The organism is Paeniglutamicibacter selenitireducens (assembly GCF_051550675.1).
In the GTDB taxonomy this organism is placed as follows: domain Bacteria; phylum Actinomycetota; class Actinomycetes; order Actinomycetales; family Micrococcaceae; genus Paeniglutamicibacter.
On record NZ_JBPULF010000004.1, the window covers coordinates 262,420 to 274,982 of the forward strand.

Annotated in this window: 12 protein-coding genes; 10 read left to right on the forward strand and 2 right to left on the reverse strand. The window is 67.9% G+C overall.

Translation table 11 applies throughout. The annotated features are described in order from the left end of the window. Nucleotides 1–41: 41 nt before the first annotated feature. A complete protein-coding gene (locus ACSYDW_RS10170; RefSeq protein ID WP_438338612.1) occupies nucleotides 42–1,790 on the reverse strand; it encodes a hypothetical protein in 1,749 nt (582 codons plus the stop codon). Nucleotides 1,791–2,033: 243 nt separating this feature from the next. After that, nucleotides 2,034–2,768 (reverse strand): M50 family metallopeptidase, encoded by a 735-nt coding sequence (locus tag ACSYDW_RS10175; RefSeq protein ID WP_438338613.1) that lies wholly within the window; start codon nucleotides 2,766–2,768, stop codon nucleotides 2,034–2,036. A gap of 333 nt (nucleotides 2,769–3,101) precedes the next feature. On the opposite strand from ACSYDW_RS10175, the gene ACSYDW_RS10180 reads away from it, so the two are divergent. From ACSYDW_RS10180 to ACSYDW_RS10225, 10 genes are all read left to right on the forward strand, one after another. Next, nucleotides 3,102–3,419: a hypothetical protein gene (locus tag ACSYDW_RS10180; RefSeq protein ID WP_438338614.1), complete on the forward strand. Its 318-nt coding sequence runs from the start codon at nucleotides 3,102–3,104 to the stop codon at nucleotides 3,417–3,419. 71 nt (nucleotides 3,420–3,490) lie between these two features. Further along, the gene (locus tag ACSYDW_RS10185; RefSeq protein ID WP_438338615.1) at nucleotides 3,491–4,135 is read left to right on the forward strand and encodes a DUF305 domain-containing protein; all 645 of its coding nucleotides are present in this window, start codon (nucleotides 3,491–3,493) and stop codon (nucleotides 4,133–4,135) included. Between the two features lie 12 nt (nucleotides 4,136–4,147). Continuing rightward, nucleotides 4,148–4,750 (forward strand): thioredoxin-like domain-containing protein, encoded by a 603-nt coding sequence (locus ACSYDW_RS10190; protein ID WP_438338616.1) that lies wholly within the window; start codon nucleotides 4,148–4,150, stop codon nucleotides 4,748–4,750. A gap of 49 nt (nucleotides 4,751–4,799) precedes the next feature. Next, complete coding sequence (locus tag ACSYDW_RS10195) at nucleotides 4,800–5,096, forward strand: hypothetical protein (protein ID WP_438338664.1); 297 nt, start codon at nucleotides 4,800–4,802, stop codon at nucleotides 5,094–5,096. A gap of 89 nt (nucleotides 5,097–5,185) precedes the next feature. Beyond that, the gene (locus ACSYDW_RS10200; protein WP_438338617.1) at nucleotides 5,186–6,757 is read left to right on the forward strand and encodes an AMP-binding protein; all 1,572 of its coding nucleotides are present in this window, start codon (nucleotides 5,186–5,188) and stop codon (nucleotides 6,755–6,757) included. 51 nt (nucleotides 6,758–6,808) lie between these two features. After that, the gene (locus tag ACSYDW_RS10205; RefSeq protein ID WP_438338618.1) at nucleotides 6,809–7,489 is read left to right on the forward strand and encodes an SGNH/GDSL hydrolase family protein; all 681 of its coding nucleotides are present in this window, start codon (nucleotides 6,809–6,811) and stop codon (nucleotides 7,487–7,489) included. Nucleotides 7,490–7,533: 44 nt separating this feature from the next. Further along, nucleotides 7,534–9,321, forward strand: coding sequence for a glutaminase A (gene glsA / locus ACSYDW_RS10210; RefSeq protein WP_438338619.1), 1,788 nt, complete (start codon nucleotides 7,534–7,536; stop codon nucleotides 9,319–9,321). A gap of 111 nt (nucleotides 9,322–9,432) precedes the next feature. Beyond that, nucleotides 9,433–10,143, forward strand: a complete 711-nt coding sequence (locus ACSYDW_RS10215; RefSeq protein WP_438338620.1) for a FadR/GntR family transcriptional regulator — start codon at nucleotides 9,433–9,435, stop codon at nucleotides 10,141–10,143. Beyond that, nucleotides 10,140–10,820 carry a PDC sensor domain-containing protein gene (locus ACSYDW_RS10220; RefSeq protein WP_438338621.1) on the forward strand — a complete coding sequence of 227 codons (681 nt, stop codon included), beginning with the start codon at nucleotides 10,140–10,142 and terminating at the stop codon, nucleotides 10,818–10,820. The genes ACSYDW_RS10215 and ACSYDW_RS10220 overlap by 4 nt, the downstream gene beginning before the upstream one ends. A 125-nt stretch (nucleotides 10,821–10,945) precedes the next feature. Continuing rightward, complete coding sequence (locus tag ACSYDW_RS10225; RefSeq protein WP_438338622.1) at nucleotides 10,946–12,442, forward strand: APC family permease; 1,497 nt, start codon at nucleotides 10,946–10,948, stop codon at nucleotides 12,440–12,442. Nucleotides 12,443–12,563 lie beyond the last annotated feature (121 nt).

Sequence of the window (12,563 nt, forward strand, 5' to 3'; positions counted from 1 at the left end):
TCTTCGGGGCGGTTCCGCATGGCCGTGGCACCGCGATGCACCTAGAGCACGTACGTGTCGTGGGCGACAAGTTCGTGAAGTTCGATGCTTCCGTCCGGCAGCTTCCAGTAGTGGACGCGGCGCGCCGCCGCGACGCCGCTTTCAACGCTCATCCGCCAGCAGGTTGCACCGTCCTCGTCGCGGACCGCCTGGGGATCGTCGCCTCCCATGCCGATGCGCTTCGGATGCACCTCGCGCGCGTTCATCCGGTCCGCCCGGCCCGTCAGCAGCTGGGTCAGCGCCTTCAGCGTCTTGGCCCGAAGAGCTGCGTCGTGTGCGTAGAACGAAGCCGTGAACTTGGGCCCCACCGTGTATTTTTCGCTCCACGGGTAGTCGGATTTTTCGTTCGCCGGCACTCGTTCGACCCACTCCAGGTAGAGCTCGTGCCGCAGGGCCAGTTCGTCGTCGAGGAATTTCTCGCGCATGTTGGAGGCAACGACGACTTCACGCGACCGGGCCTTCTTCCGTGCCGTCTTGTGCGCCTCGTTCAGCGCTTCCGACTTGCCTTTCAACAGCGTGCGGAGCCTGTTCGCTTCCTCCCGGTAGTGCGCGACCTGTTCAAGGGCCGAGGCGAGTTCCTCGATCACTCCGTTGTCGGCCTGGCGGCGCAAGACCGCCACTTGCGACTTCAGGGCATCGATCTTCAGCAAGGCCTGCTTCAGGGCATCGCGCTGCTTCTCCGGCGTGGGGATCAGCGGCATGCCAAGTGTCGGGTCGGCCTGCTCGGAATCGGACAGTTCCGGGACGAAGTCCCTGTCCAGGGCCAGCCAGGGGATCCCGCCGCGGACCAGCGCGGGGGCCGGGGCGACCGGCTCGTCGTCGTCCACGTCGACAAGGATCAGCTTCCTGACACCGGCATCGTTCACCAGCCGCGCCGCGACCACCTGGCCGGGGGCCAGCAGGGAATCCACGTCGTCAAGTTCGTTCGAGGAAACGTCCTCGCGCCGGACCGTGATCTTCTCCCCCGGCATCGGGGTCAGCAGGGCATACTCCGCACTGGCCTCAAGGACCAGGCAGAGAACCACCTGGTTCCAGGAATAGTGTTGCAGCAGCCGCGGGTGGGTCAGCGAATCGCGCAGCGACAACTGGTGGTTTTGCGGGTCGTACACCCCGCCAAGCCGGGTCCCCTCGCCCAGCACCCACGTCAGCGGCGCATCCGCGACGATGTCCTCACTCTTGAGCTCGGCGGTCTTCCCGGTGTCCAGGGCGACGTCGGCCGTGAATCCGTTGTCCCGGAAACCGGTAACGATCCCGGACACCAGCGCCGGGTGGCTGCCCGTTGCGGTCGAGACAACCCCGTGCGAAGCGATGGCGCGCACGGGCTCGGCGGCCCGCAGGCCGGGGCCGGGCGTCGGTGCCGTGGGCACCACCAGCGACTTGGGGTTCGGCAGGAACAAGACCTCATCGATGACCTGGGTCGTGGTCTGCCCGATGGAATCGCCCGGGCGGACGATGTGCGGCTTTCCCGGTTGGATACCGTCCACGCTGATACCTATCGGATACACGCGCGCCGCCGTCCCAAAGACGTCCCATCCGTAGGGAAGGTTGTCGCGCAGTTCGTAGGTGACCCTCCCGGAGGGGACAACGATGACTTCCGCCCAGCCCTGGACCTCCGCGTAGATGGCGGCCGTGTCGAAGTCGGCGCAGTCGCCGCGCAGACTGCTTGTCACGACGATGGAGTGCAGCGGCCGCGGACGCAGGAGGTGAAGCGCCAATTCCGCTCCGGAGGACTTCCAGCTTTGTACGCCCATGGTTCGCTCCCCCGTTTCTGACCTGGCATCGGAATCGTGTGATTGTGGATCTAACTTACCCGAGCGGCCCCGCAAAACGTCGGCCAATTTCCCGGGGCGCCGTTGTGGGCCGGGATGTTGCGAAACATTGCGTGCCGCGCGGAAGGCGCGCGTTGTCGTTTCGCCAGCCGTGTGCGCCGCAACCACAGGCGGTTCCTGCGGCACGGTCGAGGCCCGGGGACGCACGCCTTCGGGCATGGGGCATCAGTGTTCGAGCATGAGGGCCAGCGTCATCGTCGAGACGACAACGCAGGCACCCACGACGACGGTGAACCCCAGCAGCCAGCACCAGGCCGGCACCCGGCTTCGAGCCGCGAGCAGGTAGGCATCGGACGAGGCAAGAAGTTCCCGCCGGTTGATGTGGACGCCCAACACCTTGAACAGGTCCCGGACCCCACCGATCAGAAGCATGAGGCCAAGCGAGAGGACCACCCATGCGATCGCGTACTTCGGGGTGAACACCACCAGGAGCTGCGCGATCGCCGCCGAGACCAGCGCCACCAGGATTCCCACCCAGTTCCTCAGGAAGATCAGGGAAACCAGGAGGATCAGTGCCCCGACCGAGAGCGCAGCGGACCCGAACCCGAGATAGGTCGACCCGATCAGCGCGGCACCGACGACGGCCGGAACCGGGTAGCCCCAGAAGCCGCTCCAGGCCGCGGAGAATCCCGGCTTTCCGCTGCTCACCAGTTCGCCCGAGTGGTCAAGGCCGATCTTGAGACCGTGGACGAACCGCCCGGTCATGAGGGCGGCGAATGCGTGGCCGAGCTCGTGGACGAATGTGACGTACAGGCCGAAGTACCTCCAGGTTGCCCTGGGCACGGTGAGCACGATGCAGATTGCAACGATCGCAAGGATCGGGGGCAACGTGAAACTCAGCGGATCGGTCCGGGCGAACCCCTCGACTACCGCCTGCCACCACATGTCTAGTACCTGCATCCGCCAACCCTACTGGTGCACCCTGTGGAGGTCCGCAAGCGCCAACCGACATCGGGGCCCCTGTCGATGTGCGCACCCTGAGGACTTCCCTGCCCCCACGGCACACAACCCATGAATGTATATTCGATGATTTTACAGGGGCGAAGAAACTTGTCGAAAGTTGTACTAATCCATGGACGGCCAGCGGCCACGGACGCCGGCACCCGTCGCATGTCGGGCCCGACGCAACACAGCCGGGAAATGCACAGAACGCCTGATATCTTCACAGCATCCACACAACTTCCGTTCATAAAGTTGAGCACTCAACCAACTCGTGCCGAAAGGGGGCCCGCCATGAAGCGACTTCTCGGGTTGCTTCTTGCCCTGGCCCTCCTCACGCCGCTCTGCCTGTCCAACGGTTCGATCTCTGGCGCCGACACCCAGGAAGTCGCCGTTGCCGGCGAAACACATTGCCCCGTGGATACCCCCGACCACCACTACTGCGCCCCCTCTGCGGACCCGGTCCTGAACATTTCCCATGTTTCCCCGCGACCGGACACCAACGGACTTTTCGGGGCGCAGCCGGCCGTCGTCGTCGGCTTGGCCATGGCGCCCCGGGCCCAGGGTCCCCCGGCCCCCGACCTGTACCAACTGTCCGTCACACGCATATAGGCGGCGCCCCTTCCGCTGCCCCTGCGCACCACCGCGTGCGCATTCACTACGTGTACCCGAGGACCACATTGATGTCCGATTCAAAAACGTCGCGTTCCCTGGTCATGGCACTGGTGGCACTTGTCGTCGCCGTCGGTTTCGGCGGCTGGATGCTGGGAACCACCAGCCCGCGCAGCCCCTATCCGTCGGAGGCGTCGCCTGAGGCCGGCTTTGCACGCGACATGCAGACACACCACCAGCAAGCAGTTCAGCTGTCCATGATCATCCGTGACAACTCGACCAACGAGGCAGTCCGCTCCTTCGCCTACGACATAGCGCTGACCCAGCAACAGCAGTCGGGGCAGATGTACGCCTGGCTTGAGCTCTGGGGCTTGCCCCAATCCGGGGAATCCATGACCTGGATGAACAACTTGCTCACCGAGGACTCCAGCCACACAGGCCATGCCACCCCGACGCCGGGGAAGGAACACACCATGGCCTCCATGGGCATGGCGACCCAGGAGCAGATCGATGCCCTGACAGCCGCCCGCGGCACGGCGGCCGACCGCCAGTTCCTGACCCTGATGATCGCCCACCACAAGGGCGGCGTCGAAATGGCGCAGGTCTACCTGGAACGGGGGCAGAACCCCATGGTGCGCACCTTCGCCCAAAAGATCGTTATGACCCAAGACGCCGAGATTTCGGCCCTGACCCAGCTGCTTGAGCAGCTGGACTAAAGGACTCCAACCATGAACAAGCGTGAAGAAGCCCAAGCCGTCATCGCCAAGGCGAAGGCCAAGGAAAAACGAACCAAAATCCTCACCATCTCCATCGCCGCCGTGGCGGTGCTCGCCATCGCCGTGCCGACGGCCGTCGTGCTCAGCGGCGCCGCACAGAAGAAAGCAGCCATCGAGTCGGCCGCCAACTCGCCCATCGACGGCGTGCAGAACTACGCCATCGGCACCGTCCAGCACACCCAGGAACCCGTGACCTACCCGCAGAAGCCGGGCGTGGGAGGGGACCACTTCCCGGTCTGGAAGAACTGCGGGGTCTACACCGAACCCGTCCAGGAAACCGCCGCCGTGCATTCCCTTGAACACGGGGCCGTCTGGATCACCTACGACGGCATCGGCGAGGCGGACATCAAGGCCCTCAACGACGTGGTCGGCGAGCGCACCTACATGCTGCTCAGCCCGTTCCCGGGCCAGGGAGCCAAGATCAAGCTCAGCGCCTGGGGTGAACAGCTGAGCGTGGATTCCCCGTCGGACCCCCGCATCGAGACGTTCATCAAGAAGTACCGCCAGGGCCCGCAGACCCCGGAGCCGGGTGCCGCGTGCACCGGCGGCATCTAGGCTGGAAAGAAATCCAGTCTGGAAAGAAAACGGAAAAGGAACCATGAACATGTCACTACTGCCCTCCGCACTGGCGGCCACGGGACTGGTCGGCGGCTTCGCCACGGCACGCTCCACCAAGAACCGCCCGCTGGGCGGCGCCGTCCTGGCCGCCGCCGGCACCGGGGCCTTCCTGCTCTGGAAGGCCAACGCCGGCGCGCCCACCGCAGCCGCCCTGACCGCCGCCTACATTGCAGCGTTCGGCGCCTCGCACCCGCTGGCCAAGAAGATCGGCGCCTGGCCGGCCGTCAACACGGTGACAGCCGGCGTGGTCCTGGCCTCCCTGGTGGCCGGCCGACGCCGGTAGCGTAATACCCTCCGGCAATCGGCGACCGGGCTGGTAGCTTGGCTCGGGACAGGCAGTTCCACGTTCCCGACAAGGCGGTCTCCCGAGTCATGCAAGCATTCAACATCCAGGTTGCCCCCACGTTGCCGGCGGAGGTCCGGCCGGCGGAACTGCTGTGCGACAGGCACCCGGCACAGAACATCGCCTTCACCGTGATCGACGCGGACCTCGGGTCCGTGGACCTGAGCTACGGGCTGCTGAAGGAGCGGTCCGAGCGGGCCGCCGCACTCTTCGCGTCCCTGGGCATCAAGCCCGGGGACCGCGTGGCGACGCTGATGTCCAAGAGCGCCGAACTGGCATACACCCTGCTCGGGCTGTGGCGCCTGGGTGCCGTCCACGTGCCGCTCTTCACCGCCTTCGCCACCCCCGCCATCGAGGTCCGCGCGGCGGGTGCCGACGCGAAGCTGGTCGTCGCCGACGAATCGCAGCTGCACAAGCTCGAGCCCCTCGGCTACCCGGTGCTCCGCACAGCGGACCTCGAGCGGTTGCTTGCGGAACAGCCGGCCGGCTTCGAGGCGTGCACCCGCTCGTTGGAGGACCCGCTGGTGGAGATCTTCACCTCCGGGACCACCGGGGCGCCCAAGGGGGTGCAGGTGCCGGTGCGGGCACTCGAGGCCTTCCACACCTACTTCACCTACGGCCTTGACGTGCGCGAGGACGACGCCTTCTGGAACGTCGCGGACCCCGGCTGGGCCTACGGCCTGTACTACGGCATCATGGCGCCGCTGTTTGCCGGGCGCCGCAACCTCCTGCTCGCCACCGGGTTCGACGCCGAGACTTGCTGGAAGGTGCTGGCCCGGTTCGGGGTCACGAACCTTGCCGCCGCCCCGACGATCATCCGCTCGATGCGCGCGGCCCGGCCCGAGGGCGTGGCGGGGCTGAAACTCCTGCGCGCCTCCTCGGCCGGGGAGCCGCTCGATGCCACGACCATCGCCTGGTCCGAGTCCGTCCTGGGCGTTCCGGTGCGCGACCACTACGGGCAGACGGAAATGGGGATGTGCATCGTCAACGGGTGGGCCCCGGAAGTCGCCAGCGAGATCAAGCCGGGCTCCATGGGCCGCCCCATGCCCGGCTATTCGGCCGCCGTGCTGCTGGAGGACCGCGACGAACCGGCGCCGGCGGGCACCCGCGGGCGCGTGGCCATCGACGTCCCGGCCTCCCCGCTGATGTGGTTCAACGGCTATTCCGGCGATCCCGGGCGCACCGCCGCCCGCTATTCGCCCGACGGCCGCTGGTACTACACCGGGGACGCGGGCAGCATGGACGAGGACGGCTACGTCTTCTTCTCCTCCCGCGACGACGACGTGATCATCATGGCCGGCTACCGGATCGGCCCCTTCGAGGTCGAGTCCGTGCTGGCCGGCCACCCGGACGTCGCCGAATCGGCGGTCATCGGAGTGCCCGACGAACTGCGCGGCGAGGTCCTCGTCGCCTACGTGGTGCTGCGCCAGGGTGTCGCGGGCAGCGACGCCCTGACCACCGAGCTGCAGGAACGCGTCAAGAGACAGTTCGCGGCCCACGCCTACCCGCGCCGGATCAGCTATGTCGGGGAGCTGCCCAAGACGCCGTCGGGCAAGCTGCAGCGCTACGTGCTCAGGGAAGCCGAATCGTTGCGCGATTGAGTCCCCGTCCCCCGCCCCGCGGTCCTATGCTGGGGCAAAGGGGGGATGGCCATGAAAAACAGGCGGCCATTGCATTCGCTGGCACTCGTGGCGGTCCTGGGGGCGCTGCTCGGCCTGGAGGGGACGCCGCAGGCGTTCCTTCCCTCGCCGGCGGCCTTCGACGCGCAGCTGGACCCCCGCGCCACGACCTTCCTGGTGGCCGGGGATTCGATCACCGCGGCCGGCAGCGACAGGGTCTGGGCCGGGATGCTCGGGGACGCGTCGTGGATCAACTTCGTCGACCCGTCGGGTTCCGGCGGAAGCCGGGTCGGCTGGCGCGGCGGCTGGGCCCTGGGCGGGGCGCAGTCCGGGGACATGGCCCGCTCGCTGCGCCACCGCAGCGCCAAGGTGCTGGTGGTGCTGGCCGGCACCAACGACCTGGCCCGGCGGACCCCGCACGAGACCACCGGGCGGAACATCGAGCGGATCGCGCTCATCGCCTCGGCGCAGACCGTCATCATCTCCAGCATCCCCCCGCGCGACAGCGCCACAGCGGACACCGCCGCGTACAACGGCTACCTGCAGGCATTGGCCGCCCGGCACGGCTGGCTCTTCGTCGACGCCTCCGCGGGGCTGCGCACTCACGCGGGCACGTTCAGGCCCGGCCTGAGCGACGACGGGGTTCATCCCAACGTCGCGGGCGCCGCGGTCCTGGGGCACGCCATCGGCCGGGCCCTGGCCGGCATCAGGTAGCAGCGCGGCGGCCGGATCGAACCCGGAACCCCTAGGCTGGGAGCATGCGCTCCCCGATTGCGGACTACCTCACCCAGTTGCACGACGACCTGCTCAAGCTCACCTCCGGCACGCCCTTCCAGGGCATCCCGGCGATGGCCGACGCGGACACCTCCAAGTTCGCCATCGCGCTGGCCACCGTCGACGGGCACGTCTACCAGGTGGGCGACGCCGGGCTCGAGTTCTCGATCCAGTCCATCTCCAAGCCCTTCTCCTACGGGCTGGCGCTCGATGACCAGGGCCTGGCGGCTGTCGACGCGAAGATCGACGTCGAGCCCAGCGGCGACGCGTTCAACGAGATCTCGCTGGCCCGCGACACCGGGCGCCCGGCCAACGCCATGATCAACGCCGGGGCCATCGCCACGGTGTCGCTCATCAAGGACGCCGGGGAACCGCGCTTCGCCCGCATCCTGGAGCATTTCTCGCGCTGCGCCGGCCGGCAGCTGCGGCTGAGCGAGACCATCTACGCCTCCGAGGCGCTCACCGGCCACCGCAACCGCGCGCTCGCCTACCTGCTGCGCTCCTTCGGCATCATCGAAACCGACCCCACCCCGGTGCTTGAGGACTACTTCAAGGCGTGCTCGGTCATGGTCAACACGCAGGACCTGGCACTGATGGCCGCGACGCTGGCCAACGGCGGCACGCAGCCGCGCACGGGGACCCAGGTCATGGGCGCCGAGGCCGTCCAGCGGGTGCTTTCCGTGATGACCACCTGCGGGATGTACGACGACGCCGGGGCGTGGATCAGCGCCGTCGGGCTGCCGGCGAAGTCCGGGGTCGGCGGCGGGCTGATCGCCGTGCTGCCCGGGCAGCTGGGCCTTGCCGTGTATTCCCCGGCCCTTGACGCGCATGGTTCCTCGGTGCGCGGGCTGGCCGCCGGCGAGCGCATCAGCGCGGACATGGGCCTGCACTTCGTCCGCGCCGCGCGCATCGGCCGCTCGGTGATCCGCGACCACTTCGACATCACCCAGGTCCCCTCCGCCACCCGGCACACGGAGGCCGCCGAACGGCTGCTGGCCGACTGCGGCCGACGTGCACACATCCTGGAACTGGCCGGGGACCTGCTCTTCGCCGGGACCGAATCGATGGTGCGCGAGGTCAGCGAGCTTCCGGAGGAGGTGGAACTGGTGGTCCTGGACCTGCGCCGCGTCGACGAGATCGACAAGATCGCCATCCGGATGATCTGCGGCCTGGACCGGGGACTGGCCGCCGAGGGACGCACCCTTGCGCTGGTCCAGCAGGAGCCCTTCGCGCCGCTGGACGCGGTGCGGGCCTTCACCAACCGCAACGACGCCGTGGAGTGGGCGGAGACTACCCTGCTGCTGCGCCACGGCGGCCCCGGGCTGATGCCGCACCGGGTCCGGATCGCGGACTTCGCGGCGCTGGCGCCACTGTCGGCGGAGGACATCGCGCTCCTGGAGTCGCGCATGGTGGAGAGCGAGATCGCCGACGGGCAGGTCATCCGGCAGGTCGGCGAGGAGTTCGGGGGCGTCTACTTCATCCTCGACGGCAAGGTCGCCACCTCCACGGACCGCGGCGGCAACCCGACCCGGCATGCCACGCTCTCGGCAGGCATGACCTTCGGCGAGATCGCGCTCGGTGGCGGCGGTGACCAGACCACCCGGGTCACCGCGCTCGGCCAGGTCCATGTGAAGGTCTTGGACGCCGCGGCCATCACGGCACTGGAGGCCGAGCACCCGGAGCTGGCCCTGCGCTTCTGGAAGGCCGTTGCCCGCGACGCCTACACGCGCGTGGAGGCGTACCTCAAGGACTCGGGCCACCCTTTGCCGTGACGGACCGGTGCCGGGCAGGGCCGCCTCCCTCCCGTGCGCCCGCCCGACCCCAGCGGATAGAGTTGCTGCATGACCCAACATCCACTCCCCGGAAGAGGGCCACGAAGCGCCGTGTTCGCACCATTGGGCGGGGCGGCACGTTCCATGCAGGTTGCACAGAGGCTTACCGACGCGATTCTCCTGGGTGTCATCAAGCCCGGCGAACGCCTGCCCACCGAGGCCGTGCTTGCCAAGCGGTTCGGGGTGGCGATCGTCACGGCCCGCGAAGCGCTGAGCGAGGTCCGCGAGGCCGGGCTTGTCGAAACCCGGCGCGGCAGAGACGGCGGATCGTTCGTGCTGGCCTCCAAGGACACCCCCGAGCAGGTGCTCATGGTGCGCCTGCGCTCGATATCCCGGATCGAGCTGGCGGACCTCGGAATCTACGAGGCGACGCTGTGCGCCGGTGCCGCCGAGCGCGCCGCGGAACTGGCCTCGCCCGAGGAAACCTCCCGACTGGCGACCTGGTGGGAGGGGGCGGAGTTCTCCTCGGCGCAAAGCGCGGCGCGAAACCAGGGCGGCCTGCTGCTCGAGATTTCCGTCGCTTCCCAATCGCCGCGGCTGGTGCGCGAGCAAATCCGCTTCCAGGCCGAATTCGGCCAACTGCTGTGGCTGGGGCTGGGCGATCCCGGCATCCGGGAGCAGGTCGCGGCGCTGAACACGGAAATCGTAGAGGCCATCGGGGCGGGCGACGCCGCGCGCGCACGGACGGTCATCCGTGCCGAACTGAAGATCCTGACCACATGGCTGTTGAAGACCAAGGAACGGCTGGAGGCCGCGGCATGAGCCAGTTACAGGAAGTGGCCGAGCAACTCGGCGAGGTTTTCGAGGAGTACTTCTCCGCGCTGCACCGGCTCCGTGAGGACGTGGAGGCGGGGCTCGAGCGCGGGGACGACGTCGACCGGCTGGTGTTCGATGCCGTGGAACCGCGCCTGATGGACCCCGCGGCCACCGTCGTCGGCGCCGGGTTCATCGGCGGGCCCGGCAGCGCCGCGGGCGAGCCCATCCACTTCGCGTGGTGGCTCGGCCCATTGGAGGAGAACCCGCTCCTGGGCACCACCACGGAGGTGACGCGGCTGGACCTCGCCGCACGCGAGTATGCCGACTACCTGCGGGATTTCACGACCATGGAGTGGTACTCGGTCCCCGAGGCCACCGGGGTCCGCCACATCACCGGCCCCTACGTCGACCACCTGTGCACCTGCGACTACATGCTCACCCTGACCTCTCCCGTCGGGTCCCCCGCGCTGGGCGTGGTGGGTCTGGACATCCTGGTCCGCCGGATCGAGCCGGGCATCCTGCGCCTGCTGCGCCGGTTCCCCGGCACCGCCGCACTGCTCAGCCCCACCGGGCGGATCATCGCCTCGACCTCGGAGAACTGGGAATTGGGCGCCCGGATCCCGGGCGGCGAAGGGGTGCCGGTGCCCGGCACAAGCCTGCTGGTGGCAGCCGTCCCAACGTAATCATTCTATTTAGGATGATAAAGGTGTAGCCTGTTCATGTGACGACGGTCACGAGCGGGTCCAAGGTGTTGCGCACACGATGGCCCTGACCCATTTTTCGTTCGCACCGAATAAGGCCCCACACCATGAGCAACCAACACCTCGAGGACGGCAACCACCTCGCCGTCCTGGGATACGAGCAGTCCTTCGACCGTTCGATGTCCCTCTGGGCAAACTTTGCCCTCGGATTCACCTACCTCTCGCCGCTGGTCGGCGTCTACTCGCTGTTCGCCATCGCCATGGCAACGGGCGGCCCGCCCTCCATCTTCTGGATCTTCATCGTCGCCGGCGGCCAGTTCCTGGTCTCCCTGGTCTTCGGCGAGGTCGTCTCCCAGTACCCCATCCACGGCGGCATCTACCCGTGGACTCGGCGCCTCTGGGGCAAGCGCTACGCCTGGATGGCTGCCTGGATCTACATCTGGGCCATGATCGTGACCATCACCGCGGTGGCCCAGTTCGGCTCAGGCTTCGTGGCCAGCACCTTCGGCGTGGAACTCACCCGCGGCAGCACCCTGCTCTTCTCAGTGGCACTGCTCCTGGTGGCACTGGTCCTGAACTTCACCGGCACCAAGACACTCGCCCGCGTGGCCCGCATCGGCCTTGCCGCAGAACTCATCGGCGTGATCGCCGTCGGCCTGTACCTGCTCATCTTCGACCGCAAGCAGCCCTTCAGCGTGTTCTTCGATTCCATGGGCGTCGAGGGCGAGGGAAGCTACTCCGCGGCCTTCATGGGCGCCGCACTGGCCGGCCTTTTCCTTTTCTACGGTTTCGAGGCCTGCGGCGACGTGGCCGAGGAAGTCAGCAACCCGGCCCGCCGCATCCCCACGGCCATGATGATGACCATCCTGGTCGGCGGCGTCTCGGCGCTGCTCTCCTTCGGCGGCTATGTGCTCGCGGCCCCGGACCTGCAGTCGATCGTCAACGGCGAGGACGCCGACCCGATCCCGGCGATCCTCGAGTCCGCACTGGGCCCCGTCGGCGCCAAGATCTTCCTGGTCATCGCGCTGACCGCGTTCCTCTCCTGCGTGCTCTCGCTGCAGGCCGCCGCCTCCCGGCTGATGTACTCGTTCGCCCGCGACGGCATGATCCCGGGCCACCGCTGGCTCTCCCAGGTCTCGCCGACCACCAAGGTCCCGACCAACGCGCTGATCGTTGCCTGCTCGATCCCGTTGCTGATCTGCATCATGATCTACTTCGGCTCCGAGCAGCTGCTGACCCAGGTCACCAGCTTCGCGATCCTTGGCATCTACGTCTCCTTCCAGGCCGTCGTGCTCGCCGCCCTGCGCCAGCGCCTCAAGGGCTGGAAGCCCGCCGGCCCGTTCTCGCTGGGATCGGCCGGATTCATCATCAACGTGCTGGCCCTGGCCTACGGCCTGTTCGCCATGTACCTGCTGGCGAAGCCCGGAACCTCCGGCGACTTCGTGGCCGACTGGGTGGTCCTCATCGGCCTGGCGATCGTTGCCGGGTCCGGCGCCCTCTACCTCTTCATTGCGCGCCCGGACAGCAAGTCCGACGCCCCCACCGGGGACGCCATCGAGGTTGCCGCGAAGCTGCGGGCCGCCACGGCCAAGGCCAACGCCTAGCCCCGCCGTTCCCGAAGCCCCCGGTCCGCACCCGGACCGGGGGCTTCCCCGTGCCCGGGGCCGGGGCTCGAATCCAAATCGACGCCGGGCAGGTGCTAGGTTCGAAGCGAAGCCAAGCCTT

Excerpts from the sequence above, each read along its gene's own strand:
- ACSYDW_RS10195 (WP_438338664.1), top strand. The coding sequence starts at position 4,800 with ATGTCACTACTGCCCTCCGCACTGGCGGCCACGGGACTGGTCGGCGGC.
- ACSYDW_RS10175 (WP_438338613.1), bottom strand. The coding sequence starts at position 2,768 with ATGCAGGTACTAGACATGTGGTGGCAGGCGGTAGTCGAGGGGTTCGCC.
- ACSYDW_RS10180 (WP_438338614.1), top strand. The coding sequence starts at position 3,102 with ATGAAGCGACTTCTCGGGTTGCTTCTTGCCCTGGCCCTCCTCACGCCG.
- ACSYDW_RS10185 (WP_438338615.1), top strand. The coding sequence starts at position 3,491 with ATGTCCGATTCAAAAACGTCGCGTTCCCTGGTCATGGCACTGGTGGCA.
- ACSYDW_RS10200 (WP_438338617.1), top strand. The coding sequence starts at position 5,186 with ATGCAAGCATTCAACATCCAGGTTGCCCCCACGTTGCCGGCGGAGGTC.
- ACSYDW_RS10205 (WP_438338618.1), top strand. The coding sequence starts at position 6,809 with ATGAAAAACAGGCGGCCATTGCATTCGCTGGCACTCGTGGCGGTCCTG.
- glsA (WP_438338619.1), top strand. The coding sequence starts at position 7,534 with ATGCGCTCCCCGATTGCGGACTACCTCACCCAGTTGCACGACGACCTG.
- ACSYDW_RS10225 (WP_438338622.1), top strand. The coding sequence starts at position 10,946 with ATGAGCAACCAACACCTCGAGGACGGCAACCACCTCGCCGTCCTGGGA.
- ACSYDW_RS10220 (WP_438338621.1), top strand. The coding sequence starts at position 10,140 with ATGAGCCAGTTACAGGAAGTGGCCGAGCAACTCGGCGAGGTTTTCGAG.
- ACSYDW_RS10170 (WP_438338612.1), bottom strand. The coding sequence starts at position 1,790 with ATGGGCGTACAAAGCTGGAAGTCCTCCGGAGCGGAATTGGCGCTTCAC.
- ACSYDW_RS10190 (WP_438338616.1), top strand. The coding sequence starts at position 4,148 with ATGAACAAGCGTGAAGAAGCCCAAGCCGTCATCGCCAAGGCGAAGGCC.